The organism is Mesorhizobium sp. M8A.F.Ca.ET.181.01.1.1 (assembly GCF_004792025.1).
Classification (GTDB): domain Bacteria; phylum Pseudomonadota; class Alphaproteobacteria; order Rhizobiales; family Rhizobiaceae; genus Mesorhizobium.
Genome location: NZ_SRTV01000002.1, coordinates 612,850 through 637,828 on the forward strand (window position 1 = coordinate 612,850; position 24,979 = coordinate 637,828).

Sequence of the window (24,979 nt, forward strand, 5' to 3'; positions counted from 1 at the left end):
TCCGATGCTTGAGAAAAACGGATTTGGGCTTCGGCCTGGTAGAGCCGTGCGTTTCATATTGGCCGGGTGAATTTCCGGTCGAGGCGCACTATATGGAACTTACGCTGCCGCGGACGCTGCTCGGGCGTTCATTTGGTGGTGCCATAGTTTGAAAACTGTCGGGCCTTGACCCCGGCGTGGATGGAGAACGCATATGCCTGCTGTGCAGGACACGATCGATCGGGTCCGAAAGATCGACGTCGACCAATACAAATACGGATTCCAGACCGAGATCGCCGTCGACAAAGCTCCCAAGGGCCTGAGCGAAGACATCATCCGTTTCATTTCGGCCAAGAAGGACGAACCGTCCTGGATGCTGGAATGGCGCCTCGAAGCCTATCGCCGCTGGCTGACGCTGGAAGAGCCGACCTGGGCGCGCGTCGACTATCCCAAGATCGATTTCCAGGACATCTACTATTACGCGGCGCCCAAGAGCACGCCAGGACCGACTTCGCTCAGCGACGTCGATCCCGAGATATTGAAGGTTTACGAGAAACTCGGCATTCCGTTGAAGGAGCAGGAAATCCTCGCCGGCGTGCAGAAGACCGACGCCTCGGACCTCGAGGAAGTCAGCGACAACGTCTACAAATCAGGCCGCGTCGCCGTCGACGCCGTGTTCGATTCCGTCTCCGTCGTCACCACCTTCAAGAAGGAACTGGCGCAGGCCGGCGTCATCTTCTGCTCGATCTCGGAAGCGATCCGCGAACATCCGGAGCTGGTGCAGAAATATCTCGGTTCGGTCGTGCCGACCTCCGACAATTTCTACGCCACGCTGAATTCGGCCGTCTTCACCGACGGTTCGTTCGTCTTCGTGCCCAAGGGCGTGCGCTGCCCGATGGAGCTGTCGACCTATTTCCGCATGAACGAGAAGAACACCGGCCAGTTCGAGCGCACGCTGATCATCGCCGAGGAGGGGGCTTACGTTTCCTATCTCGAGGGCTGCACGGCGCCGCAGCGCGACGAGAACCAGCTTCACGCCGCAGTGGTCGAACTGGTCGCGCTCGACGATGCCGAGATCAAATATTCGACGGTGCAGAACTGGTACCCCGGCGATGCCGAAGGCAAGGGCGGCATCTACAACTTCGTCACCAAGCGCGGCGACTGCCGTGGCGACCGTTCGAAGATTTCGTGGACGCAGGTCGAGACCGGCTCGGCGATCACCTGGAAATACCCGAGCTGCATCCTGCGCGGTGACGATTCCTCGGGCGAGTTCTATTCGATCGCCGTCTCGAACGGCTACCAGCAGGTCGATAGCGGTACCAAGATGATCCATCTCGGCAAGAACACGTCGAGCCGCATCATCTCCAAGGGCATCGCCGCCGGCTTCTCGCAGAACACCTATCGCGGCCAGGTCTCGGCGCACCGCAAGGCGACCAACGCCCGCAACTTCACCAACTGCGACTCGCTGCTGATCGGCGACCAGTGCGGCGCGCACACCGTGCCCTACATGGAAGCCAAGAACTCGACCGCGCAATTCGAGCACGAAGCGACGACCTCGAAGATCTCCGAGGACCAGAAGTTCTACGTCATGCAACGCGGCATCCCAGAGGAAGAGGCGATCGCACTGATCGTCAACGGCTTCGTCAAGGACGTCATCCAGCAGCTGCCGATGGAATTCGCGGTCGAAGCGCAGAAGCTGATCGGCATCTCGCTGGAAGGCTCGGTGGGCTGACCGGCCCAGACAAATATTCAGGAAACGAAAATGCTTGAGATCAAGAACCTGCATGCCCGCATCGTCGATGACGGCACCGAAATCATCCGTGGCTTGAACCTGACGGTGAAAGCCGGCGAGGTTGCCGCCATCATGGGGCCGAACGGCTCGGGCAAATCGACCCTGTCCTATATCCTCGCCGGCCGCGAGGACTATGAGGTGACCGAGGGCGACATCCTCTACAACGGCCAGTCGATCCTCGAAATGGATCCGGCCGAGCGCGCCACGTCAGGCATCTTCCTCGCCTTCCAGTATCCGATGGAGATACCGGGCGTCGCCACCATGGAATTCCTGAAAGTAGCGATGAACGAGCAGCGCAAGGCGCGTGGCGAGGAACCGCTGAAAATCCCGGAATTCCTGAAGCGCGTGAAGGAAGCCGCCGCATCGCTCAGCATGGACATGGCGATGCTGAAGCGGCCGCTCAACGTCGGTTTCTCCGGCGGCGAGAAGAAGCGCGCCGAAATCCTGCAGATGAAGCTCCTGGAGCCGAAACTCTGCGTGCTCGACGAGACCGATTCCGGCCTCGACATCGACGCGCTGAAGATTGTCTCGGATGGCGTCAACGCGCTGCGTTCGCCGGACCGGGCTTTCCTGGTCATCACCCATTACCAGCGCCTGCTCGAACACATCGTGCCGGACAGCGTGCACGTGCTCTACAGGGGCCAGGTCATCAAGTCGGGCGACAAGTCGCTGGCGCTCGACCTCGAGGCCAATGGCTATGCCGGTGTGATCGGCGAAGCCGCTTGAGATGCCAAGTCATTTTGTTCCAAAAGACAGGCGAGACTGATGAATATGCACACACAACCGCAGCGGACACCGGCCGAGACAGCGTTGATCGACGCCTTCGGCGACCGGCTGTCGCTGCTGCCGGGCGACGGCGCGGTGATGCTGAAGCGCGACGACGCCATCGAAGCGATCAAGCACGGCCTGCCGACGCGTCGCATCGAGTCCTGGCACTACACCGATCTGCGCCGGCTTTTGAATGCGGTGCCGGACTTCGATCCGGCCGCCGCAGCGAAAGCCATCGCGCCAATCGTCGACGGTTCGACGGTTCTCGCTCTGTTGAACGGCGTGTCGAGCGCCAAGGCGCCGGACGTCGAGGGTGTCAGCGTCCAGCGTCTGTCCGAAAAGCTGACCGACGGCAGCATCGCGCCGGGGCTCGACCCCTATGGCAGTGACGATGCCATTGGTGCGCTGAACACCGCTTTCGTCGCCGACGGCTTTTTCGTCGACATCGCCGATGGCGCCGAACTGGAAAGGCCGGTCGAGCTGCAGAACCTGCAGGCGGGTGGCCAGACCCATGTGCGCTTGCCGGTGCGTGTCGGCGCCGGCGCCAAGGCGGTCATCGTCGAGCGTCAGGCCGGCGAGGGCGCTGCGCTGACGAGCTCGGTCAGCCAGCTCGTGCTCGGCGAGGGCGCCGAGGTGACCTGGTTGATCGTCCAGGAGCAGCCGGAGACGGCGACACACCTGGCGCAGTTCAAGGCCCATATCGGCAAGAATGCGAAACTGACGCTGTTCGTCATGAACGCCGGCGGCAGGCTGGTGCGCCAGGAGATCATGATCAAGACGACGGGCGAAGGCGCCGACTTCAAGCTGCGCGGCATCAATCTTCTGGCCGGCGACACCCATACCGATGTCACCATGGTGCTCGACCATGCCGTGCCGCATACGACATCGACGGAGGTCATCCGCAATGTGGTGACGGGCAAGGCGCGGGGCGTGTTCCAGGGTCGCATCAACGTTCACCAATATGCGCAGAAGACCAACGCCAAGATGGCCTGCAACACGCTGCTTTTGTCGGACGATGGCGAGTTCTCGACCAAGCCGGAGCTTGAAATCTTCGCCGACGACGTCATCTGCGGCCATGGCGCGACTGTCACGGAGATCGACCACGACCATTTGTTCTACCTGATGGCGCGCGGCGTCGACGAAAAGAGCGCGCGGGGGTTGCTCGTCAAAGCCTTCGTGGCGGAAGTGATCGAGGAGCTGGACGACGAAGCGATCGTCGAGGCGCTGGAAGCGCGGCTTGATGAGTGGTTTGTGACGCACGGGTGATCCTGATGAACGCTCCAGGCAAGATCGGAGATTTCTACGACGTCGAGGCGATCCGCCATGATTTCCCGATCCTGTCGCGTGAAGTCTATGGCAAGCCGCTGGTCTATCTCGACAACGGCGCCTCGGCACAGAAGCCGCAGGTCGTGCTCGATGCGATCCAGCACGCCTATTCCCAGGAATACGCCAACGTTCATCGCGGCCTGCATTTCCTCTCCAATGCCGCCACCGACGCTTATGAGAAGGCGCGGGAAACGGTGCGCCGTTTCATCAACGCGCCAAGCACCGACAACATCGTCTTCACCTCGAACACGACCTCGGCGATCAACACCGTTGCTTATGGTTATGGCATGCCCAATATCGGCGAGGGCGACGAGATCGTGCTGTCGATCATGGAGCATCATTCCAACATCGTTCCCTGGCATTTCATCCGCGAACGGCAGGGCGCCAAGCTGGTCTGGGTGCCGGTCGACGACCTCGGCGTCTTCCACATCGAGGAATTCGAAAAGCGCCTGACCGACAGGACGAAGCTGGTCGCCATCACGCAGATGTCGAATGCGCTTGGCACGGTGACGCCGATCAAGGAGATTGTCCGGATCGCGCATGCGCGCGGCATTCCCGTACTCGTCGACGGCAGCCAGAGCGCCGTGCACATGGCCGTGGACGTTCAGGATCTCGATTGCGATTTCTTCGTCTTCACCGGCCACAAGGTCTACGGCCCCTCGGGCATCGGCGTGCTCTACGGCAAGAAGGATAGTCTCGCCGGCATGCGGCCCTTCATGGGCGGCGGCGAGATGATCGAGGAGGTCACGGAAGACATCGTCACCTACAACGAGCCGCCGCATCGCTTCGAGGCGGGTACGCCGCCGATCGTCCAGGCGATCGGGCTGGGTGCGGCGCTCGACTACATGGACTCTGTCGGCCGTGAGCGCATCGCGGCTCACGAAGAAGACCTCAAGACCTATGCCCATGAACGGCTGCGCGCCATCAATTCGCTGCGCATCTTCGGCGATGCGCCTGGCAAGGGCGCCATCATCTCCTTCGAGCTGCAAGGTATTCATGCCCATGACGTCTCGATGGTGATAGACAGGCAAGGCGTGGCTGTCCGCGCGGGCACCCATTGCGCGCAGCCGCTGTTGAAACGCTTTGGCGTAACCTCCACATGCAGGGCATCGTTCGGCATGTATAATACCAGGGCCGAAGTCGACGCTTTGGCCGAGGCGCTTGAAAAAGCGCGCAAGTTTTTCGGGTGACGACCATGGATGATGTGAGCACCACCGCAGAGACCGTATCGGCCGGCAACAGCGTCGTTTCCGCCTCGGCCATCCCCGCGGACGAACTGGCGCGACTGACCGACGACATCGTCTCGGCGCTGAAGACGGTCTACGACCCGGAAATCCCGGCCGATATCTACGAGCTCGGCCTCGTCTACAAGATCGACATCGAGGACGACCGTTCGGTCAAGATCGACATGACGCTGACCGCGCCTGGCTGCCCGGTGGCCGGCGAAATGCCCGGCTGGGTCGAGAACGCGGTGGGCGCCATCGAAGGCGTGTCCGGGGTCGAGGTCAACATGACTTTCGATCCGCCCTGGACGCCCGACCGCATGTCGGAAGAGGCGCAGGTCGCGGTGGGCTGGTACTAGCGCTGAGCCTGGTACACTTGCGCCAGTGGTAAAACTTCACCATTTTAGGTGAGGAATCATTCGGCAGGCCTTGAACCTGCATGGAATGGAGAAGGAAAAACATGGGACGCTTTGCCGTCATTACGATGACCGAAAAGGCCGCCGACCGGGTGCGCGAGATCGTTGCCACGCGCGAGAACGCGCATGGCATTCGACTCGGGATCAAGAAGGGCGGCTGCGCCGGCATGGAATACACGGTCGATCTGGTGACCGAGCCCAACACCAAGGACGACCACATCGAGCGCGACGGCGCCCATGTCTATGTCGCGCCCGAAGCAGCCCTGTTCCTGTTCGGCACCGAAATGGATTTCGAGCAGACAACGCTACGCACCGGCTTCACCTTCCACAATCCGAACCAGAGTTCGGCCTGCGGTTGCGGTGAATCCGTCGAACTGAAGCCGGCCGATCTCAAGGCGCTGGCCGAGGCACGCGCCTCAGCCTGACCTCCCTTCGCCCCGCTACGGGAGAAGGTGGCTCGAAGGGCCGGATGAGGGGCAGCGGTGCCCTCTCGTTAGTTTGTGCGGCCTCATTTGCCTGCCGGCACCTTCACCCCGTGAAGAAAGCTAATCCACCCACATGCCTGTCCGCTTGTGCCAGTCGGCGATCGATTCTTCGGGATAGACGTCGAAGACTTTGTCCTTCGGCCCAACATCAGGCTCGACCCAGTTCGCCTTGTACTTCAGCATCAGATGCACCTTCTCGGGCGGAACGGGCAGGTCGCTGTCGATCGCCGAGGCGAAGGGATGCACCAGTTCCGGCCAGGTCGGATCGTAGAGCCAGAGCGCCGACCCGCATTTGCGGCAAAAATTGCGCTCCCCGGTCGAGACCTCGCAACGGGGATGCTCATCGTCCTCGATCTCGGCCCGGTAGACGCCAAGATTTCTCTTGCCCCGGATGTTCAACGTTGCGTAATCGGCGCCGAGATTGATGGCGAAACCGCCGCCGCCCTGCTGCTTGCGGCAGATCGAGCAGTAGCAGAGCATGAACGGTACGGGCGTGTGGCTTTCCACCTCGAAACGCACGGCGTTGCAGCGACAGGATCCTTTGAGCAGAAGCGGCATGACGAAACGACTCCGACGGAATGTTCACAACCTGTCAGCATGATTTCGGCTGCGCGATGACAATGTCAAATGCCGGTGACATGATCGCGGCATGGACAATGAACGCATCGCCGAACTTTTCGAAGGCCTGGGCCCGGTCAGCATCCGCAAACTCTTCGGCGGCAAGGGCATCTATTTCGACGATGTCATCATCGCCGTTGTCATTCGCGGTGAATTAATGCTGAAAGCCGACGAGCAGAGCGTGCCCGATTTCGAGGCCGCCGGCTGCCGGCAATGGACCTATACCGGCACGCGCCACGGCAAGCTCGTCGCCATGCCCTATTGGAGCATTCCCGACAGTGCCTTCGACGATCCCGACGAGATGACGGTGTGGGCGCGCCGCGCCTATGAAGCGGGGCGGCGGGCGGGGAAGTGATTTTGACCTGACGCTGGCTGCTACGGAGGGGATACATCGAGGCCGCCCCCTCATCCGGCCGCTTCGCGGCCACCTTCTCCCCGGGGGGAGAAGAGTTTGGCGCCGGCAGCTCCTCTCCCGTCGGGGAGAGGTCGGATTGCCCGGAATTGCTCTTAGCAATTTGGTCTTGGCAATTCGGTCTTGGCAATCCGGGTGAGGGAGCCTTCGCCGCGCGACCCTAAAGCGCCTTGGCTATCTTCGCCGCCAGCCTTGCATTGTTCTCGACCAGCGCGATGTTGGTCTTCAGGCTGCGGCCGCCCGTGAGTTCGAGGATTTTTCCCAGCAGGAACGGCGTCACCGCCTTGCCGGTGACGTTGAGGGCTTCGGCGGCCTTCTGCGCGGCTTCGATGTAGCCGGCCATTTCTTCAGCGGGGATTTCGTGGTTTTCCGGCACCGGATTGGCGACCAGCAAGCCGCCGCCAAGTCCCAGAGCCATGCGCGTCTGGTAGAAATGCGCGATGTCTTCCGGCCTGTGCAAGGTCAATGGCGCGCGGAACGGCGACTGCCGCGACCAGAAGGCGGGCATCGTCTCGCAGCCATGGCCGACCACGGGCACGCCGCGCGTCTCCAGCACTTCCAGCGTCTTTTCGATGTCCAGAATGGCCTTGGCGCCCGCCGAGACGACGATGACCGGCGTGCGCGCCAGTTCGTCGAGATCGGCGGAAATATCGAAGCTCTTTTCCGCGCCCTTGTGCACGCCGCCAATGCCGCCGGTGGCGAACACCTTTATGCCGACCATGTCAGCAGCAATCATCGTGGCCGCGACCGTGGTGCCCCCGGTGCGGCCTTGCGCGACGGCGAAGCCGAGATCGGCGCGCGACAATTTCATGGCGTCACCCGTCATCGCCAGCGATTCGCGTTCGCCGTCCGAAAGCCCGACCTTGATGCGGCCGTTGACCACGGCGATCGTCGCTGGCACGGCGCCGCCGTCAGCGATGATTTTTTCGACATTGGCCGCCATGGCGCCATTGTCGGGATAGGGCATGCCATGGGTGATGATGGTGCTTTCGAGCGCCACCACAGGACGCCCGGCGGCCAGGGCCTGCGCCACCGGTGCATGGATATCGATGAAAGGGCGGGCGGTCTCTGGCGTCATTTCTGATCTCCAATCCGGAATGCGGCGCATCCATCAGGAAAGCGTAAGCTTCGCTGCGGCGTCATGAATTTGCCGGTCTCATGCCACTTCCCTGGCATCCGGCACAAGGGCCAGCGCTTCCGCGAAGCTCGCCGGGGAGAATTCGGGCACCGCATTGGCGCTCTCGATGGTCAGCGTCGCCGCCGCGACGCCTTCGCGCAGGGCCTGGTGCAGCGGCAGGCCGCGCAGCAGCGCCGCGACCGTCGCACCCGCGAGCGCGTCGCCGGCGCCGGTGACATCGGCGACTTTTCTGGGAGCTGGCGGCAGGATCGAAAAAGCGCCTGTGCTGTCGAAACCCAGCACAGGGCCACCGCCTGCCGTGACCACGCCGCTGGAAAGGCCGCTGCATCGCAACCCGTCGATCATCTCCCGCTCGGCGGCATCTGCATGGACGCCAGCCAGCACCACGGCCTCCCGCCGGTTCATGAAGAGCTGGGCCAGCCCGTCGAGCACCGGTATCAGCCGCGTCACCTTGGCCGGCGAAATCGCGATGGCGAAAACCGGTTTGCCGGCGGCGAGCGACAGCAACCCCTGCAGTGCGGCCGACGGCAGGTTGGCGTCGCACAGGATGGCATCGGCGGCAGCCACCTCCTGGCGGATCTTGGAACGCCTGATCTGCTTGGGAAAGGCCAAGTCATACAGCGCCATATCGGCAAAGCCGACGATCAATTCGCCCTCGCGGTCGATGAGAGCTGTGTAGCTCGGCGTGGTGCGGTCGAGAAACACCGCCGACAGATCGGCGACGCCCGCCTCGGCGATGGCCCGTGAAACCGTATCTCCCGCCGCATCGCCGCCGCGCACCGAAAGCAGCGATGCGGAGAGGCCGCGCCGCACCATGCCGCGCAGGGCGTTGAAGACGCCACCGCCGACATCTTCGCGCATCGTGCCGGGATTGGAGGCGGCCGGCACGTAAGGACCGGATACCTGGCCACGCCGGTCGATATGGGCGCCGCCCACGGCCAGTATCTTCGCTGATTTCACCATGGCGGCGATATGACCTTTGTTGTTGTAGCCGCACAAGCGCTAGAGTGCGCGACAGAGCTTCGCACGCAAGACCGCGATTCGGCCGGGCGGAATGCCGGGGCCGGCTGGCCCAATGCGGAGCCCGTTCCTGACCGGCTTGGCAAGACAAAAAAAGAACAAATCCGGATATCGCTTGTTTTTCAATTGGTTGTCACCCCTTGCCAAATGAGAACAAAAAAGGTACAAAATGCCAGGGATTACGGATTGTCCGGCCTTCATTGACGACCAAGGGGTGATGTATCATGGCTCAGAATTCTTTGCGGCTGGTAGAGGATAAGGCAGTGGACAAATCAAAGGCTCTGGATGCGGCGCTGTCGCAAATCGAGCGGGCTTTCGGCAAGGGCTCGATCATGCGGCTCGGCGCCAACGAGCAGGTCGTCGAGATCGAAACGGTGCCGACCGGTTCGCTCGGCCTCGACATCGCGCTCGGCGTCGGTGGCCTGCCGCGCGGCCGCATCATCGAGATCTACGGGCCGGAAAGCTCGGGCAAGACGACGCTGGCCCTGCATACCGTGGCCGAAGCCCAGAAGAAGGGCGGCATCTGCGCCTTCGTCGATGCCGAACACGCGCTCGATCCGGTCTATGCCCGCAAGCTCGGCGTCGATCTTGAAAACCTGCTGATCTCGCAGCCCGACACCGGCGAGCAGGCGCTGGAGATCTGCGACACGCTGGTGCGTTCCGGCGCCATCGATGTGCTGGTGGTCGATTCGGTGGCGGCGCTGACGCCGCGCGCCGAAATCGAGGGCGAGATGGGCGATTCGCTGCCTGGCCTGCAGGCCCGCCTGATGAGCCAGGCGCTGCGCAAGCTCACCGCATCGATCTCGCGCTCCAACACCATGGTCATCTTCATCAACCAGATCCGCATGAAGATCGGCGTCATGTTCGGCTCGCCCGAAACGACGACCGGCGGCAACGCGCTGAAATTCTACGCTTCCGTACGCCTCGACATCCGCCGTATCGGCTCGGTCAAGGATCGCGACGAAGTCGTCGGCAACCAGACCCGCGTCAAGGTGGTCAAGAACAAGCTGGCGCCGCCCTTCAAGGTGGTCGAATTCGACATCATGTATGGCGAGGGCGTCTCCAAGACCGGCGAACTGGTCGATCTCGGCGTCAAGGCCGGCGTGGTCGAGAAGTCGGGCGCCTGGTTCTCCTACAATTCGCAACGTCTCGGCCAGGGCCGCGAGAATGCGAAACTGTTCCTGCGCGACAATCCCGACACTGCGCGCGAGATAGAACTGGCGCTCAGGCAGAATGCCGGACTGATCGCCGAAAAATTCCTCGAGAATGGTGGTTCAGAGGGCAATGGCGATGACAGTTTTGAGGACGAAGCCGGCGCGATGTAGGGCAGCGCCAGAGTTTGGCCATAAATCCAGCCTATTATCCGATGCTTAAGTAACAGAGTTCTTTAGTACCGCGTTCAAAACCGCCGGCCTTCGCGCCGGCGGTTTTCGTTTGCGTGCCCGCGCAAATGCCGGTGCGAAGCGTGAATTGGCCCAATTTCGTGTTTCTGGACAGGGTCAAGAGCTACGGCTAAAAGGCCAACTCCATCTTCTAGAAAACACTGAGCCATCTCCCGCCGGTCCGGCCGGCGGCTCTCTTGAAAAGGCAGTATCCATGAGTGGCGTGAACGAGATCCGGTCGACCTTTCTCGACTATTTCCGCAAGGAAGGCCACGAGGTCGTGGCCTCGAGCCCGCTCGTGCCGCGCAACGATCCGACCTTGATGTTCACCAATGCCGGCATGGTGCAGTTCAAGAACGTCTTCACCGGTTTGGAGAAGCGGCCCTATTCGCGTGCCACCACGGCCCAGAAAAGCGTTCGCGCCGGCGGCAAGCACAATGATCTCGACAATGTCGGCTATACCGCGCGCCACCTGACCTTCTTCGAGATGCTCGGCAATTTTTCCTTCGGCGACTATTTCAAGGAGCGCGCCATCGAGCTTGCCTGGAACCTCATCACCAGGGAGTTCGGGCTGAAGAAGGACAAGCTGCTGGTCACCGTCTATCACACGGACGATGAGGCGGCCGGCTTCTGGAAGAAGATCGCCGGTTTTTCCGACGATCGCATCATCCGCATCGCGACCTCAGACAATTTCTGGGCGATGGGCGACACGGGACCCTGCGGCCCCTGCTCGGAAATCTTCATCGACCGTGGCGAGCACATCTGGGGCGGCCCGCCCGGCAGTCCGGAGGAGGACGGCGACCGGTTCCTCGAATTCTGGAACCTGGTGTTCATGCAGTATGAGCAGGTGACGAAAGAGGAGCGCGTCGACCTGCCGCGTCCGTCGATCGACACCGGCATGGGCCTGGAGCGCATGGCATCCATCCTGCAAGGGGTGGAAAGCGTCTTCGAGACCGACCTGTTCCGTCATTTGATCGATGCGGCGTCCTCCGCGCTTGGGCGCGCGCCCGACGCGGAAACGGTTGCGTCCTATCGCGTCATTGCCGATCACCTGCGCTCATCCTCCTTCCTGGTTGCCGACGGTGTGCTGCCGTCGAATGAAGGCCGCGGCTATGTGCTGCGCCGCATCATGCGCCGCGCCATGCGCCATGCGCAGCTGCTCGGCGCCCGCGATCCGTTGATGTGGAAACTGGTGCCGGCCTTGGTGCGCGAGATGGGCCAGGCCTATCCGGAACTGGTCCGCGGCGAAACGATGATTACCGAGACCCTGAAACTCGAGGAGACCCGCTTCCGCAAGACGCTGGTGCGCGGCCTCGGACTGCTGTCCGAGGCGACGGAGAAGCTCGGCGCCGGCGACATGCTGGATGGCGAGACCGCATTCAAGCTCTACGACACCTATGGCTTCCCGCTCGACCTGACGCAGGACGCGCTGCGGCAGCGCAGCATTTCGGTCGATCTTGCCGGGTTCACGAATGCGATGGAGCAGCAAAAGGCGGAGGCGCGCAAGCACTGGGCCGGGTCCGGCGAGGCCGCCACCGAGACGGTTTGGTTCTCCGTGCGTGAAAAGACGGGCGCCACCGAATTCCTCGGCTACGAAACCGAGCAGGCCGAAGGCCTCATCCAGGCGCTGGTCAAGGACGGCAAGACCGTCGACAGCGCCGCCAAGGGCGATGCGGTCGCCGTGGTCGTCAACCAGACGCCGTTCTATGGCGAATCCGGCGGCCAGATGGGCGACACCGGCGTCATCTCGGGTGAGGGGTTCTCGGTCGAGATCTCCGATACGCAGAAAAAGGCCGATGGTCTGTTCGTGCATCTGGGCAAGGTGGCGAGCGGCACGGTCAAGTTGGGGGCCGCGGTCGAACTGAAGGTCGATCATGCGAGGCGCTCCAGGCTGCGCGCCAATCACTCCGCGACACATCTGATCCATGAGGCGCTGCGTGAGGTGCTGGGCACCCATGTCGCGCAAAAAGGCTCGCTGGTCGCGCCCGAGCGCCTGCGCTTCGACATCTCGCACAACAAGCCGATTTCAGCCGAGGAGCTCGAAGAGGTCGAGCGCATGGCCAACGAGATCGTCGTCCAGAACAGCCCGGTGACCACGCGCCTGATGTCGGTCGACGACGCCATCGCCGAAGGCGCCATGGCGCTGTTCGGCGAGAAGTATGGCGATGAGGTGCGGGTCGTGTCGATGGGCACGGGCGTCCATGGCGCCAAGGCCAACCGGCCCTACTCGGTCGAGCTCTGCGGCGGCACGCATGTCAGGGCGACCGGTGATATCGGCCTGGTGCGCATCGTCTCGGACGGTGCGGTCGCCGCTGGCGTGCGCCGCATCGAGGCGTTGACCGGCGAAGCCGCGCGCAAACATCTCGACGAGCAGGACCGGCGGCTGAAAGCGGCCGCCGCCACCCTGAAGATCTCGCCGGCGGATGTGCCAGCCCGTGTCGAAGCGCTGCTCGAAGAGCGCAAGAAGCTCGAGAAGGACCTGACCGAAGCGCGCAAGAAGCTGGCGCTGGGCGGCGGGTCGCCTGCCGATGCTCCGGCCGCCAACGAGATCGTCGCTGGCGTCGGCTTCCTCGGCAAGGCGGTTTCAGGGGTCTCGCCGAAGGACTTGAAGCCGCTGGCCGACGCAGGCAAGACTTCGTTGGGCTCTGGCGTCGTCGTGTTCGTTGGCGCCGGCGAGGACAACAAGGCGAGCGTCGTGGTCGCCGTCACCGATGATCTCGTCAGCCGCTTCAGCGCCGTCGACCTGGTGCGCGTTGCCTCCGCCGCATTGGGCGGGCAGGGCGGCGGCGGACGCCCCGACATGGCCCAGGCCGGTGGTCCGGATGCCTCGAAGGCCAACGATGCGATAGCGGCGGTCAAGGCGGCGCTGGAAGCCGCCTAGCGAATTTAGGCAGGCGCTAGCCGTGCCAACGAGCTAGTCCGAGGCTGGCAGGACAGCGCCTGCCTCTGTCCTGCCGGACCGAGGGGTGCTGTCCAGCGGTTATCCCGATACTTGTCAACCAACCTTTTCGGTGTGGGCAAAGCTTGGGCGGGCAGCCACGCGCGCATACCACTCCTGGACCAGTGCAAACCGCGCCAGCAAGTCCCGCCCCTCGATGACCTTGACGAAATAGCCAATCATCGGCGCCGCATGCAGGTCGGCCAGCGTCAGCTGGTCGCCAAGCAGCCAAGGCCCTTGTGCCTTCAGCGACGTCAGCACCCCGAGCACCGTTTCGGCCTGGCGCAGCCCGTCGGCGATCAGCGCCTCGTCGGGCGCCTCCTTCTCCAGCCGCTCGACGGCAACATCCCAGACCATCGACCTGTAGCCATAGGCATCGAGCATACCTGTCATCTGGCCCATCCTCGCTCGGCCCCGCGCATCGGCCGGCTGCAGCGCCGGCCCCTCGAAAGCCTCATCGACATAGCGCGCGATCGCATTCGTCTCGAAGAGCCGGAACCCGTCATGTTCGAAGGCCGGGATGCGGCCGAACGGGTGATGTTCCAGATACTAGGCGGGAATGCCGTCGGTGGCGAAGACATCGAGCGGCACCAGCTCGTAGTCGATGCCTTTCTCCTCCAGCGCCATCCGCGCGATGCGCACATACACACTGTAGTCCGCGCCGTAGAGGATTGGCTTGGTCATGCTGTCAGCCCTTCGCATGCGCCGGCCCCAAAAAGCAAAGGCTCCTTTCGGAGCCTTCGGCATTTGGAACCGCGGTACTTACGCCATCGCCTTCTGCAAATTCTCGTCGATCTTGTCGAGGAAGCCGGTGGTGGAGAGCCAGGGCTGGTCGGGGCCGATCAGGAGCGACAGGTCCTTGGTCATGAAGCCGGACTCGACGGTCTGGATGCAGACCTTTTCCAGCGTCTCGGCAAAACGCTTCAGCTCGGAATTGTCATCGAGTTTGGCGCGGTGCGCGAGACCCCGCGTCCAGGCGAAGATCGAGGCGATCGAATTGGTCGAGGTTTCCTCGCCCTTCTGGTGCTGGCGGTAGTGGCGGGTGACGGTGCCGTGCGCGGCTTCGGCTTCGACGGTCTTGCCATCCGGCGTCATCAGCACCGAGGTCATCAGGCCGAGCGAGCCAAAGCCTTGCGCCACCGTGTCGGACTGCACGTCCCCGTCATAGTTCTTGCAGGCCCAGACATAGCCGCCCGACCATTTCAGGCTCGACGCCACCATGTCGTCGATCAGGCGGTGTTCGTACCACAGCTTCTTCGACTTGAACTCGGCCTCGAATTCTTGCTCGTAGACCTCCTGGAAGATATCCTTGAAGCGGCCGTCATAGGCCTTGAGGATGGTGTTCTTGGTCGACAGGTAGACCGGGTAGTTGCGCAGCAGGCCGTAGTTCAGCGACGCCCGGGCGAACTCGCGGATCGACTCGTCGAGATTGTACATGGCCATGGCGACACCGGCGCCGGGCGCGTCGAACACGTCGTGCTCGATCACCTGGCCGTCCTCGCCGACGAACTTGATCGTCAGCTTGCCCTTGCCGGGGAAACGGAAATCGGTGGCGCGGTACTGGTCGCCGAAGGCGTGACGGCCGACGATGATCGGCTTGGTCCAGCCGGGCACCAGTCGCGGCACGTTCTTCATGATGATCGGCTCGCGGAAGATGGTGCCGCCCAAAATGTTGCGGATGGTGCCGTTCGGCGACTTCCACATCTTCTTCAGCTTGAATTCCTCGACGCGCTGCTCGTCGGGGGTGATGGTCGCGCATTTGACGCCGACGCCGTATTTCTTGATGGCATTGGCCGAATCGATGGTCACTTGGTCGTTGGTTGCGTCGCGGTGCTCGATGCCGAGGTCGTAATATTCGAGCTTGAGGTCGAGATAAGGGTGGATCAGCTTGTCCTTGATGAACTGCCAGATGATGCGGGTCATCTCGTCGCCGTCGAGTTCGACGACCGGGTTCGCCACCTTGATCTTCGCCATGGAAAGAATGCCTCGTTGCTGGGATTGGGACGGCCTTGCCCGCGTGGCGTTGGCCGGGGGATGCCGCCCGTATATCAAAGCGCTTTTGGCCACGCAAACGGCGATCGGTCACGAATGTAAGGGCATGGCCGCCGTCATTTGCGAATGCTTCATTTTCGCGGCCGAATATGGCAGGGGACGCTGAAATGCCGCAAACAGCAGTTCATTGACAATCATGCCCATCTCCAAAGATTCCGCTAACCCCGCAGCCGTCGGCCCGGCGATCATCCTGGTCGAGCCGCAGCTCGGCGAGAACATCGGCATGGTCGCCCGCGCCATGGCCAATTTCGGCTTGGTCGAGCTGCGCCTGGTCAATCCGCGTGACGGCTGGCCGAGTGAGAAGGCGCGCGCCGCCGCCAGCCGTGCCGACCATGTCATCGACGCCGTCACCGTTTACGAGGATCTGGCCTCGGCGCTCGCCGACCTGAACTTCGTCTTCGCCACCACCGCCAGGCAGCGCGACGGCTTCAAATCCGTGCGCGGCCCGGTGGAAGCGGGCAAGGTGCTCCGTGCCCGTCACGGAATGGGGCAGCGCACCGGCATCCTGTTCGGACGCGAGCGCTTCGGTCTCTACAATGACGAGGTTGGCCTCGCCGACGAAATCGTCACTTTCCCGGTCGATCCGGATTTCTCCTCGCTCAACATCGCCCAGGCGGCCTTGCTGATGTCCTATGAGTGGATGAAGTCGGGTCTGGAGGACGAAACCAGGACCAATTTTTCGGGGCCGGAGATGAAGCCGGCAAGCAAGGAAGAATTGCACGGCCTGTTCGCCTATCTGGAAGGCGCATTGGAAGCGCGCGGTTATTTCCGCCCTGCGCCGAAGAAGCCGAAGATGGTCGACAATCTGCGGGCCGTGCTGACGCGGGCGGGCTTTGCCGAACCGGAGCTCAAGGTGCTGCGCGGCATCATCTCGTCGCTGGACAGGTTCTCGCCGGCCATGCCGCGCGGCGACGGCTCTCCGGGCGACGATCCCCGGCGATTGCCGGCGGCGGCCGCGCGTGCTCGCAAGGTGGATGCGGCTGATCAACTCCCCGACGCCAATGGCGACGATACCGACACGCCGCCGCTGGGCGGCAAGGGAACAGACAATGACTGACCAGCCGATCCTGATGTTCGATTCCGGCGTCGGCGGGCTCACCGTGCTGCGCGAGGCGCGCGTCCTGATGCCCGACCGGCGCTTCATCTATGTCGCCGACGATGCCGCTTTTCCCTTTGGCGCCTGGGAAGAGCCGGCACTGCGGACCCATATACTGGAGCTGTTCGCCAAATTGCTCGACCGCTTCGCGCCGGCGATTTCGGTCATCGCCTGCAACACCGCCTCGACGCTGGTGATCGACGCGCTGCGTGAAAGATTTCCCGGTCATCCGTTCGTCGGCACCGTGCCTGCGGTCAAGCCGGCGGCCGAGCGCACGCGATCCGGCCTGGTCTCGGTGCTGGCGACGCCGGGCACGGTGAAGCGGCAATACACGCGCGACCTGATCAGCAAATGGGCGCAGAAATGCCATGTCCGCCTGGTCGGCAGCGACAGGTTGGCGGGCCTGTCCGAAGCCTATATGCGCGAGGGCTTCGTCGACGAGGAGGCCGTACGCGCCGAGATCGCGCCATGCTTCATCGAGCGCGACGGTATGCGCACCGATATCGTCGTGCTGGCCTGCACGCACTATCCCTTTCTGGTCAATCGCATGCGCAAGACCGCGCCCTGGCCGGTCGACTGGATCGATCCGGCCGAAGCGATCGCACGGCGAGCCCTCTCGCTGCTGCCGCCCATCGATGGGGCGCTGCCGCAAGGCGAACCCGATATAGCGGTGTTCACCTCGGGCAAGGCGGATTTCGCCGTCAGCCGCCTGATGCAGGGCTTTGGACTGACCGTGCGCTAGACAGTGGGCAACGTCTGCCTGTCAAACAGGTTCGAAGACGATGCTGCGTTGATCCGGATCAGCCAGGACCAGCCTTAGCTTCAGATTTTCGCCCTGTCTGAGCCCCGAGGCTTTTACGTTTGCAACGACAGGCATGTCGGCAAGCTGAACGCGCACGCCATGGTCGACGACGTCGGTGACGACGGCTTTGAACGTCTCACCCTCGCGCCCCTCCAGCATGACCGCCTCGGCAAGGTCGATGGCCGCGTGGTTGATCTGCGAAGCGCGGCTATCGGCACGTCCCATCGCCTTCGGCAACCTGGCGAACGCGTCCGTGACAGCCTGGGGCACGGGCTGGCCGTTGGCGATCGCCAGCGCGCAGCGCACGACATAGCGATCGGCAAGTCGCCTGAGTGGCGCTGTCGCATGGGCATAGGTGGCGGCCATGGCCTCATGCCAGGGGACAACGCCGTCCTGATAGGGCTGGTAGGACGCGCCGGGGCTTGCATGGCGGATTTCCAGCATCAACGCTGCTTGTCGCGGATCGGTGGGATCGAGGGTTCGCTGATAGTCTCGCAAACCGGTGGAGGCCGGCCAGGACAGTCCGAGAGCCTGTGCCGCGTTGCGCAGTCTTTGAACCTTGAACGCATCCGGCCCCGACATCACCCGGAACAAACCGGTGTGATGCGCAAGCATGGCATCGGCAATCGCCATGTTGGCGGCCAGCGAAAGCGCGGCATTGTCCTGCTCGGATTGCAGCAGCGGTCTGAACGAAAGCCGGTATGTGCCATCGGCAAGCCTTTCCACCTCCTGCTCGGGTGGATCGACGCGGGAAGCCCCGCGACGCTTTTCGTTCATTGCCATGCGCCGCGCCATTTCGGCAAAGCCGGCCGGAACGTCGGAAGCCTTCACGCTGTCATAGGCGAGCTTGGCGCGGCTTTGAATGATTGCCCGCTCCGCGCCGTCCAGCTTCGTCGCACCATCCTGCGCAACCCGAACCGTGAAGATGACAGCTGGACGCGGTCCATCAGGCAACAGGCTTGCCGCACCCTCGGCAATCACCGGCGGGTAGAGCCCGGCCTTGCCGTCCGGCAAGTAAAGTGTCTCGCCCCGCGTCCAGGCTTCGAGATCCACCGTGTCGCCGTCCTCGACGAACCAGGCCACGTCGGCAATGGCATAATGCAGCAGAAGATCACTGCCGCTCGCCTCGATCGAGAATGCTTGATCAAGATCGGTGGAGGCAGCCGGGTCGAGCGTGACAAAGGGCATCGCCCTTCGATCGGCATGCTGGTCGGGCACACGTTTGGCCGCCGCATCCGCTGCGGCAACGACATCAGCCGGAAATCCAGCCGGCACGTGCAATTCGGTGCGGATTTTCGCCAGGCCAGTGGAGAGAGCCTGTGAGGGATCGGTCAGAGATTTCATTCAGCCGTCCTACACTGGGGTTCCGGACACGGGAAGGCTGCCAACGAAAATCGCCAAGGGCGTCCATCGGCTGGCGCCGAGCGGATCGGGAATGAGCCATTGGCGCTGGAACCGCCGCCGAAGCGCGGCGTTTCTCCTGACAGCAAAAGGAGACCTCGCCATGCCAGCCACCTCGAAAGCCCAGCAGAAGGCCGCCGGCGCCGCACTCTCCGCCAAGCGCGGCGAGACCAAGAAAAGCGAGCTCAAAGGCGCTTCCAAGGGCATGTATGAATCGATGAATGAAAAGCAGCTCGAGGAATTCGCCGAGACGAAGCGCAAGGGACTACCGGAGAAAAAATCCTAGGCTTGAGCGCTTCGAGCTCGACTACCTTGGAATGAAAAAGGGCCAGCGACATGCGCTGCCCGTGGGATTGTTGTTTGGAGCAGCTGCCAGCGGTGGCAGCCGGGTATTCTCTCGACGATCACCCTGCGATGACCATGCCGCCACACCACTCGCTTGTTGACGATGACCCGGCGGGCCTGTTTGTGGCCGTGCCAGTGGCGCGCCATGCCCGTTCCGGGCCGACCGCCACCGACCCTGCAAGCACCGCGGCACCTGCCAGGGTAAGGAAGAACTTCTTCATGCAATCAGGCTCTCTAGCTCCAGTCCTTTCCTGGTGCCGCTGGCGCAAAACCTCCCGCCACATCCGGCATCGCATCAACGCCTTGAACGCTATACTGTTTGCGCCGCGCCGCGCCACTCACGAACTTGACATCGGTTAAATCTCGGTTTAATCAGCCGCCAACGCCGGGCAGCGATGTCCGGTGTTTGTTTTGTATACGCAAGATCTGTCACGATAGCTGTTTCCGATCTTGTTTGAACTGACGTGTCCCGTGGGTTTTCCGCCGCGTTGCGTGGGAAAATCCTGTCAGGTCTCGAAAACGGAGGCCAGAGGAGGGCGCGTTTCCTTCACCCGGACCATGAGGTGCCGGGTGTGTCGTTTTGAAAAGGGAATGCGATGAGCAAGCGCGAATCCGCGAAATACAAGATCGACCGCCGTCTCGGCGAAAATATCTGGGGCCGCCCGAAGTCCCCGGTCAACAAGCGTGAATACGGCCCCGGCCAGCATGGCCAGCGCCGCAAGGGCAAGCTTTCCGACTTCGGCCTGCAGCTGCGCGCCAAGCAAAAGCTGAAGGGTCACTATGGCGACGTTTCGGAAAAGCAGTTCCGCAAGGTCTATGAAGAGGCCGATCGCCGCAAGGGCGACACCTCCGAGAACCTGATCGGCCTGCTCGAGTCGCGTCTGGACGCGGTCGTCTACCGCGCCAAGTTCGTGCCGACCATCTTCGCCGCCCGCCAGTTCGTCAACCACGGCCACGTCAACGTCAACGGCAAGCGCGTCAACATCGGCTCGTACCGCTGCAAGCCGGGCGATGTCGTCGAAGTGCGCGAAAAGTCCAAGCAGCTGGTCATCGTCCTCGAATCGGTGGGCCTCGCCGAGCGCGACGTGCCGGACTACATCGAAGCCGATCACAACAAGATGGTCGCGACCTTCTCGCGCATCCCCGGCCTCGCGGACGTTCCGTTCGCCGTGCAGATGGAACCGAACCTGGTCGTCGAATTCTATTCGCGCTAAGCGAACGTCTTTCTGCGATATCGGAAAGGCCGCCTTCGAGGCGGCCTTTTTGTTTCGGGCATCCGCTTTGCCGTTTCGATTTTGCGGCCGATGCGCTAATCCGGGCGGAAGTCACATTCAGGGGCCGCCGTGCCATGAACATGCAGCCAGACATCGAAACGCTTGAACCAGCCGCCGAAGGCGGCTCCCATCCGCTGTTCGCCGAGGTGCCGTCGTCGGTCGAGTTCAACAAATTGCGCAAGCGGCTGCTGCGGCAGACCCGCCAGGCGATCGAGGACTTTTCGATGGTGAAGCCCGGCGAGCGCTGGCTGGTGGCGCTGTCGGGCGGCAAGGATTCTTACGGTCTGCTCGCCTTGCTGCTCGACATGAAATGGCGCGGGCTGCTGCCGGTCGAATTGCTGGCCTGCAATCTCGATCAGGGCCAGCCGAATTTTCCAAAGAATATCCTGCCCGATTATCTCGACGCCAACGGCATCGCGCATCGGATAGAATACCGGGACACCTATTCGGTCGTCACCGACAAGCTCCCCGAAGGCAGCACCTATTGCTCGCTCTGCTCGCGGCTGCGGCGCGGCCATCTCTACAGGATCGCCCGCGAGGAGGGCTGTTCGGCGCTGGTGCTCGGCCATCATCGCGAGGACATCCTCGAAACCTTCTTCATGAACCTGTTCCACGGTGGTCGGCTTGCCGCCATGCCGCCAAAACTGCTCAACGACGACGGCGACGTCATGGTGTTGCGGCCGCTGAGCTACTGCGCCGAGGTCGATCTGGAAAAATTCGCCGCCGCGATGCGATTCCCGATCATCCCTTGCGATCTCTGCGGCAGCCAGGAAGGGCTGCAGCGCAACGCCATGAAGGCGATGCTCGAGGACATCGAAAAGCGCATGCCTGGTCGCAAGGACACGATGATCCGCGCCCTGTCCAACACCAGGCCGTCGCATTTGCTCGACCGAAAGCTGTTCGATTTCGCCGCCCTCAATGAAACCCTCGCGATCAGGCAAGACATTTCCGATGACATTTGACGATACCGCCATCGACTGGCTGGCCGGGATTCTGGCCGAGGCAGCCCACGCTGAAATCATGCCGCGCTTTCGCCGATTGGGCGATGGCGATATCAGGCAGAAGACTTCCGCCGCCGATCTGGTGACGGAAGCCGATGTCAACGCCGAGCGGCTGATCACCGCCAGGCTGCGCGAGCGCTATCCGTCGGCCATGGTCGTGGGCGAGGAGGCCTGCTCCGACAATCCGGCGCTGCTCGATGGCTTGGGCGATGCCGAATTGGCATTCACCGTCGATCCGGTGGACGGCACCTTCAATTTCGCATCCGGCGTGCCGCTGTTCGGCGTCATGCTGGCGGTCGTGGTCAGGGGCGAGACGGTCGCGGGCATCATCCATGATCCGGTCGGCAAGGATTGGCTCATCGCCGCCAAAGGCGCCGGCAGCCATATCAGGCATGCCCATGGCAGCCTGGAGAAAGTGCATGTAGCGGCGCCCGTGCCGATCTCGCAAATGACGGGCGCGGTATCCTGGCAATATCTCGACGAGCCGGAGCGCTCACGCCTCGCTCGTAACCAGACCAAGGCACTGTCGCAATTCGGCTATCGCTGCGCCGCCCACGAATATCGCTTGCTGGCCAGCGGACATGCGCATTTTGTCGTCTACAACAAGCTGATGCCCTGGGATCATCTGCCCGGCGTGCTGATCCACCAGGAAGCCGGCGGCCATGCCGCGCGCATCGACGGCAGCGCCTATCTGCCGTCCCATGTCGACGGCGGTCTGCTTGTCGCACCGGACCAGGACAGCTGGCAGGACCTGCGCCACGAATTGTGGGCGGAATAGGATCAATTCCTGTGGCTTGAACTGTTGGGTTGTGCGGGTTGAATCGGTGCGTTTGGCGGAGGCTCCCGAATGAAACGTCGGTTCGCGGTTTTTGCGGCACTTGCCTTGTTTGCGAATTGCAACGGGGCACTCTCGCAAGAGCATCCCTGCCGTAGCACCGATCCCATCGACACCATCAAGGAGATGTCGGACGCCATCTATGCATGCTGGCGGCCGCCGCCAGGAACCGCGGGCATGTCCTTGACGCTGCGGTTCTCGCTCCGCCGCAACGGCACCCTGATCGGCAAGCCTCGTGCCACCTATTCCGACCTGGGAACCGATTCCCAGCTCGGCCGGGCCTTCGTGGCATCCATCCTCAAGGCGCTCGACGACGATTTGCCGTTGCCCTTTTCAGATGGCATGGGTGGAGCGATCGCGGGGCGGATGCTTTCTCCTCGCTTCACGGCGTCGCTCGAAGGTACATCCTGACCACCCGCAAACGACAAGTCAGTGCAGGTCGGTGACGTGCCCTGAGACGGGTGCGTTCTGCGGCTGGAACATCTTGCCGCGCTCGGCAATCAGGATCATCAGCAGCGCCGCGACGGAGACGCTACAGAAGCCGGCGGCCAGCGGCGTCACCGTGCCGTTGAAAGCCTGGCCGATCAGCGTGCCGAGAATGCCGCCGAGAAACGTCTGCATGAAACCCAGAATGGACGACGCCGTGCCGGCCAGTTGGCCGAGCGGCTCCATGGCCAACGCGTTGAAATTCGCGCCTAGGCAGCCAAACGGCAGCATGGCACCGGCAAAGAAAGTGATGAACAGCCAGAGCGGCATCTTCATTTCCAGTGAAACCACGAGCCAGGCCAGGCTGATCACCAGAAACAGCAGCAGCGCGCCTTGCGACAGGCGGCGCATGCCGATACGTCCGACGAGGCGCGAGTTGAGATAGTTGGAGAAGGCGAGCACGCCGGCGACACCGGCGAAGATGACGGGAAACATCTCGCCGACGTTGAAGATGTTGACATAGATCTGCTGCGCCGAGGCGATGAAGCCGAACATGGCGCCGAAGATGAACGTGCTGGCGAAGGCATAGCAGAGCGCGATGCGGTTGGTGAGCACGATGCGGAAGCCTCCGAGAATGGAGGAAACCGTCAGTGGCCGGCGATACTCGGGATGCAGCGTCTCGGGCAGGCGCAGCAGCGACCATGCCGACACGACCAGCGCGCCGACGGCCATGGTGACGAAGATCCAGTGCCAGGTCGCGAACAGCATGATGAACTGGCCAATGCCTGGCGCCACGACCGGAATGGCCATGAACACCATGAAGATCAGCGACATGACTTCGGCCATACGCCGGCCGTCGAATGTATCGCGCACGATCGAGACCGCGATCACGCGCGTGGCGGCCGCGCCGATGCCTTGCACGGCGCGGCATATCAAAAGTGTCTCGAAGCTCGGCGCGATTGCGGCCGCGGCGGCGGCCGCCACGTAGATGATCAGGCCGGCGACGAGCGGCGAACGGCGCCCGTAACGGTCCGAGATCGGCCCGAAGAACAACTGGCCGCCGCCGAAACCCAGTATGTAGGCGGTGACCACATATTGCCTGTGGTTTTCATTCTCGACGCCGAGCGAGGCGCCGATCTGCTGCAGCGCCGGCAGCATGATGTCGATAGCCAGCGAATTGAGCGCCATCAGCGCCGCGCAGAGCGCGATGAACTCCCAGCGCGGAATGGGCAATTGGCTTGCCCCGGGCAAGGTGCTTGCCCCTTGCGGCGCTGATTTCTGCTGGTCCACGGCAAGTCCGATCTCTCAAACGAAAACGCGCCGGCGGGCCGGCGCATTGGCTCGTGCTGATCCCGGAATCCGGGATGTAAAAACTGCCGGGGTGGGGCAGCCCTGGTGGTCGGGGGCATGTCGATATCGACATGGCCCAAACCGAAGTCAGGCGGCGCCTTTGACGCTCACGCCCTTCTCGACGAGGAAGGTCTGCAATTCGCCAGCCTGGAACATTTCGCGGATGATATCGCAGCCGCCGACGAATTCGCCCTTGACGTAGAGCTGCGGGATCGTCGGCCAGTTGGAATAGTCCTTGATGCCCTGGCGCAATTCGGCGGAATCCAGGACGTTCACGCCTTTGTAGTCGGCGCCGATATAGTCGAGGATCTGGACGACCTGGCCGGAAAACCCGCATTGCGGAAAGCCGGGCGTGCCCTTCATGAAAAGGACGACGTCGTTGCCCTTCACTTCATTGTCGATGTAGTCGTTGATACCGCTCATGGAATATCCTTTCACGCCCGTGGGAGTCAGGCTCGAAGCATGTCTTTCAAATAAACCCATAGGTTGCCCGAAACAAGACTTTAGCCATGCCATCACCCGAATGGCGCAAAGAATGGGCCGTTTTGGGCCAAGCGTGTCGGCGGGAAATGCCTCAGTCGGGAACGCTGGTCTGCAGCGCCAGCGCGTGCAGTACGCCACCCATATTGCCCTTCAGCGCGTCATAGACCATCTGGTGCTGCTGAACGCGGCTTTTTCCCCGAAAGCTCTCGGCCACCACTTCGGCCGCGTAATGGTCGCCATCGCCGGCGAGGTCGCGGATCGTCACGCGAGCGTCCGGGATGCCGTCCTTGATCAGTTTTTCGATGTCGTGCGCGTCCATTGCCATTGCAGAATTTCCTGTTTCGGGAGGGCGGCGGCGCGGCGGCCCGTGCGATGAGAGTCGGCCAAGCCTAGAGCCTTTCCAATCCGGATTGAAGC

At 62.6% G+C, this 24,979-nt stretch carries 24 protein-coding genes and 1 pseudogene; 16 read left to right on the forward strand and 9 right to left on the reverse strand.

Annotated elements, in window-relative coordinates:
- Nucleotides 1-193 precede the first annotated feature (193 nt).
- The 6 genes from sufB (at nt 194) to sufA (ending at nt 5,929) form a co-directional block, all read left to right on the forward strand.
- The gene (gene sufB, locus EN824_RS11355; protein WP_127279010.1) at nt 194-1,711 is read left to right on the forward strand and encodes a Fe-S cluster assembly protein SufB; all 1,518 of its coding nucleotides are present in this window, start codon (nt 194-196) and stop codon (nt 1,709-1,711) included.
- 30 nt (nt 1,712-1,741) lie between these two features.
- Entirely contained in the window at nt 1,742-2,497 is a 756-nt protein-coding gene (gene sufC / locus EN824_RS11360) for a Fe-S cluster assembly ATPase SufC (protein WP_127279011.1), read from the forward strand.
- A 39-nt stretch (nt 2,498-2,536) separates the two neighbouring features.
- Complete coding sequence (gene sufD / locus EN824_RS11365) at nt 2,537-3,805, forward strand: Fe-S cluster assembly protein SufD (protein ID WP_127869567.1); 1,269 nt, start codon at nt 2,537-2,539, stop codon at nt 3,803-3,805.
- A gap of 5 nt (nt 3,806-3,810) precedes the next feature.
- Nucleotides 3,811-5,055, forward strand: coding sequence for a cysteine desulfurase (locus tag EN824_RS11370; protein ID WP_135932261.1), 1,245 nt, complete (start codon nt 3,811-3,813; stop codon nt 5,053-5,055).
- A gap of 5 nt (nt 5,056-5,060) precedes the next feature.
- Nucleotides 5,061-5,447: an SUF system Fe-S cluster assembly protein gene (locus EN824_RS11375; RefSeq protein ID WP_127278937.1), complete on the forward strand. Its 387-nt coding sequence runs from the start codon at nt 5,061-5,063 to the stop codon at nt 5,445-5,447.
- Between the two features lie 101 nt (nt 5,448-5,548).
- Nucleotides 5,549-5,929: a Fe-S cluster assembly scaffold SufA gene (sufA, locus tag EN824_RS11380; protein WP_013895897.1), complete on the forward strand. Its 381-nt coding sequence runs from the start codon at nt 5,549-5,551 to the stop codon at nt 5,927-5,929.
- A 120-nt stretch (nt 5,930-6,049) separates the two neighbouring features.
- Here sufA and EN824_RS11385 read toward each other — a convergent pair whose 3' ends face one another.
- Nucleotides 6,050-6,547 (reverse strand): GFA family protein, encoded by a 498-nt coding sequence (locus EN824_RS11385; protein ID WP_135932262.1) that lies wholly within the window; start codon nt 6,545-6,547, stop codon nt 6,050-6,052.
- 91 nt (nt 6,548-6,638) lie between these two features.
- Here EN824_RS11385 and EN824_RS11390 point away from each other — a divergent pair, with 91 nt between their 5' ends.
- On the forward strand, nt 6,639-6,962 hold the full coding sequence (locus EN824_RS11390; protein WP_127278939.1) for a TfoX/Sxy family protein: 324 nt from the start codon (nt 6,639-6,641) through the stop codon (nt 6,960-6,962).
- A 217-nt stretch (nt 6,963-7,179) separates the two neighbouring features.
- Here the strand turns inward: EN824_RS11390 and EN824_RS11395 are convergent, their stop codons facing one another.
- Both EN824_RS11395 and EN824_RS11400 read right to left on the reverse strand, forming a co-directional pair.
- On the reverse strand, nt 7,180-8,097 hold the full coding sequence (locus tag EN824_RS11395; protein ID WP_127278940.1) for a pseudouridine-5'-phosphate glycosidase: 918 nt from the start codon (nt 8,095-8,097) through the stop codon (nt 7,180-7,182).
- Nucleotides 8,098-8,175: 78 nt separating this feature from the next.
- Entirely contained in the window at nt 8,176-9,120 is a 945-nt protein-coding gene (locus tag EN824_RS11400; protein WP_135932263.1) for a carbohydrate kinase family protein, read from the reverse strand.
- A 281-nt stretch (nt 9,121-9,401) separates the two neighbouring features.
- Between EN824_RS11400 and recA the strand changes: the two genes are divergently transcribed.
- Both recA and alaS read left to right on the forward strand, forming a co-directional pair.
- Nucleotides 9,402-10,502, forward strand: coding sequence for a recombinase RecA (gene recA, locus EN824_RS11405; protein ID WP_135932264.1), 1,101 nt, complete (start codon nt 9,402-9,404; stop codon nt 10,500-10,502).
- Between the two features lie 271 nt (nt 10,503-10,773).
- On the forward strand, nt 10,774-13,440 hold the full coding sequence (gene alaS, locus EN824_RS11410) for an alanine--tRNA ligase (protein ID WP_135932265.1): 2,667 nt from the start codon (nt 10,774-10,776) through the stop codon (nt 13,438-13,440).
- A 114-nt stretch (nt 13,441-13,554) separates the two neighbouring features.
- On the opposite strand, the pseudogene EN824_RS11415 reads toward alaS, so the two are convergent.
- Both EN824_RS11415 and EN824_RS11420 read right to left on the reverse strand, forming a co-directional pair.
- Nucleotides 13,555-14,181 (reverse strand): annotated as a pseudogene (locus tag EN824_RS11415) (glutathione S-transferase family protein).
- Between the two features lie 78 nt (nt 14,182-14,259).
- The gene (locus EN824_RS11420) at nt 14,260-15,471 is read right to left on the reverse strand and encodes an NADP-dependent isocitrate dehydrogenase (protein ID WP_127869559.1); all 1,212 of its coding nucleotides are present in this window, start codon (nt 15,469-15,471) and stop codon (nt 14,260-14,262) included.
- Nucleotides 15,472-15,685: 214 nt separating this feature from the next.
- Here EN824_RS11420 and EN824_RS11425 point away from each other — a divergent pair, with 214 nt between their 5' ends.
- Together EN824_RS11425 and murI are read left to right on the forward strand one after the other, a co-directional pair.
- Nucleotides 15,686-16,606 carry an RNA methyltransferase gene (locus EN824_RS11425; RefSeq protein WP_135918705.1) on the forward strand — a complete coding sequence of 307 codons (921 nt, stop codon included), beginning with the start codon at nt 15,686-15,688 and terminating at the stop codon, nt 16,604-16,606.
- Nucleotides 16,599-17,387, forward strand: coding sequence for a glutamate racemase (murI, locus tag EN824_RS11430; protein ID WP_127279224.1), 789 nt, complete (start codon nt 16,599-16,601; stop codon nt 17,385-17,387). The genes EN824_RS11425 and murI overlap by 8 nt, the downstream gene beginning before the upstream one ends.
- 21 nt (nt 17,388-17,408) lie before the next feature.
- Here murI and EN824_RS11435 read toward each other — a convergent pair whose 3' ends face one another.
- Nucleotides 17,409-18,791 (reverse strand): RNB domain-containing ribonuclease, encoded by a 1,383-nt coding sequence (locus tag EN824_RS11435; RefSeq protein ID WP_135918704.1) that lies wholly within the window; start codon nt 18,789-18,791, stop codon nt 17,409-17,411.
- A 160-nt stretch (nt 18,792-18,951) separates the two neighbouring features.
- On the opposite strand from EN824_RS11435, the gene EN824_RS11440 reads away from it, so the two are divergent.
- The 5 genes from EN824_RS11440 (at nt 18,952) to EN824_RS11465 (ending at nt 22,714) form a co-directional block, all read left to right on the forward strand.
- On the forward strand, nt 18,952-19,134 hold the full coding sequence (locus EN824_RS11440) for a DUF3008 family protein (RefSeq protein WP_015318153.1): 183 nt from the start codon (nt 18,952-18,954) through the stop codon (nt 19,132-19,134).
- Nucleotides 19,135-19,789: 655 nt separating this feature from the next.
- On the forward strand, nt 19,790-20,407 hold the full coding sequence (gene rpsD, locus EN824_RS11450; RefSeq protein ID WP_013895883.1) for a 30S ribosomal protein S4: 618 nt from the start codon (nt 19,790-19,792) through the stop codon (nt 20,405-20,407).
- Nucleotides 20,408-20,541: 134 nt separating this feature from the next.
- Nucleotides 20,542-21,429, forward strand: a complete 888-nt coding sequence (ttcA, locus tag EN824_RS11455; protein WP_127869557.1) for a tRNA 2-thiocytidine(32) synthetase TtcA — start codon at nt 20,542-20,544, stop codon at nt 21,427-21,429.
- The gene (locus tag EN824_RS11460; RefSeq protein WP_127281100.1) at nt 21,419-22,246 is read left to right on the forward strand and encodes an inositol monophosphatase family protein; all 828 of its coding nucleotides are present in this window, start codon (nt 21,419-21,421) and stop codon (nt 22,244-22,246) included. The genes ttcA and EN824_RS11460 overlap by 11 nt, the downstream gene beginning before the upstream one ends.
- Nucleotides 22,247-22,315: 69 nt before the next feature.
- Nucleotides 22,316-22,714, forward strand: coding sequence for a cell envelope integrity protein TolA (locus EN824_RS11465; protein ID WP_127869556.1), 399 nt, complete (start codon nt 22,316-22,318; stop codon nt 22,712-22,714).
- A gap of 18 nt (nt 22,715-22,732) precedes the next feature.
- Here the strand turns inward: EN824_RS11465 and EN824_RS11470 are convergent, their stop codons facing one another.
- From EN824_RS11470 to EN824_RS11480, 3 genes are all read right to left on the reverse strand, one after another.
- Nucleotides 22,733-23,956: a multidrug effflux MFS transporter gene (locus EN824_RS11470; protein ID WP_189343646.1), complete on the reverse strand. Its 1,224-nt coding sequence runs from the start codon at nt 23,954-23,956 to the stop codon at nt 22,733-22,735.
- Nucleotides 23,957-24,166: 210 nt separating this feature from the next.
- On the reverse strand, nt 24,167-24,502 hold the full coding sequence (gene grxD, locus EN824_RS11475) for a Grx4 family monothiol glutaredoxin (RefSeq protein ID WP_013895877.1): 336 nt from the start codon (nt 24,500-24,502) through the stop codon (nt 24,167-24,169).
- Nucleotides 24,503-24,653: 151 nt separating this feature from the next.
- Nucleotides 24,654-24,887 (reverse strand): BolA family transcriptional regulator, encoded by a 234-nt coding sequence (locus tag EN824_RS11480; protein WP_015318146.1) that lies wholly within the window; start codon nt 24,885-24,887, stop codon nt 24,654-24,656.
- Nucleotides 24,888-24,979 lie beyond the last annotated feature (92 nt).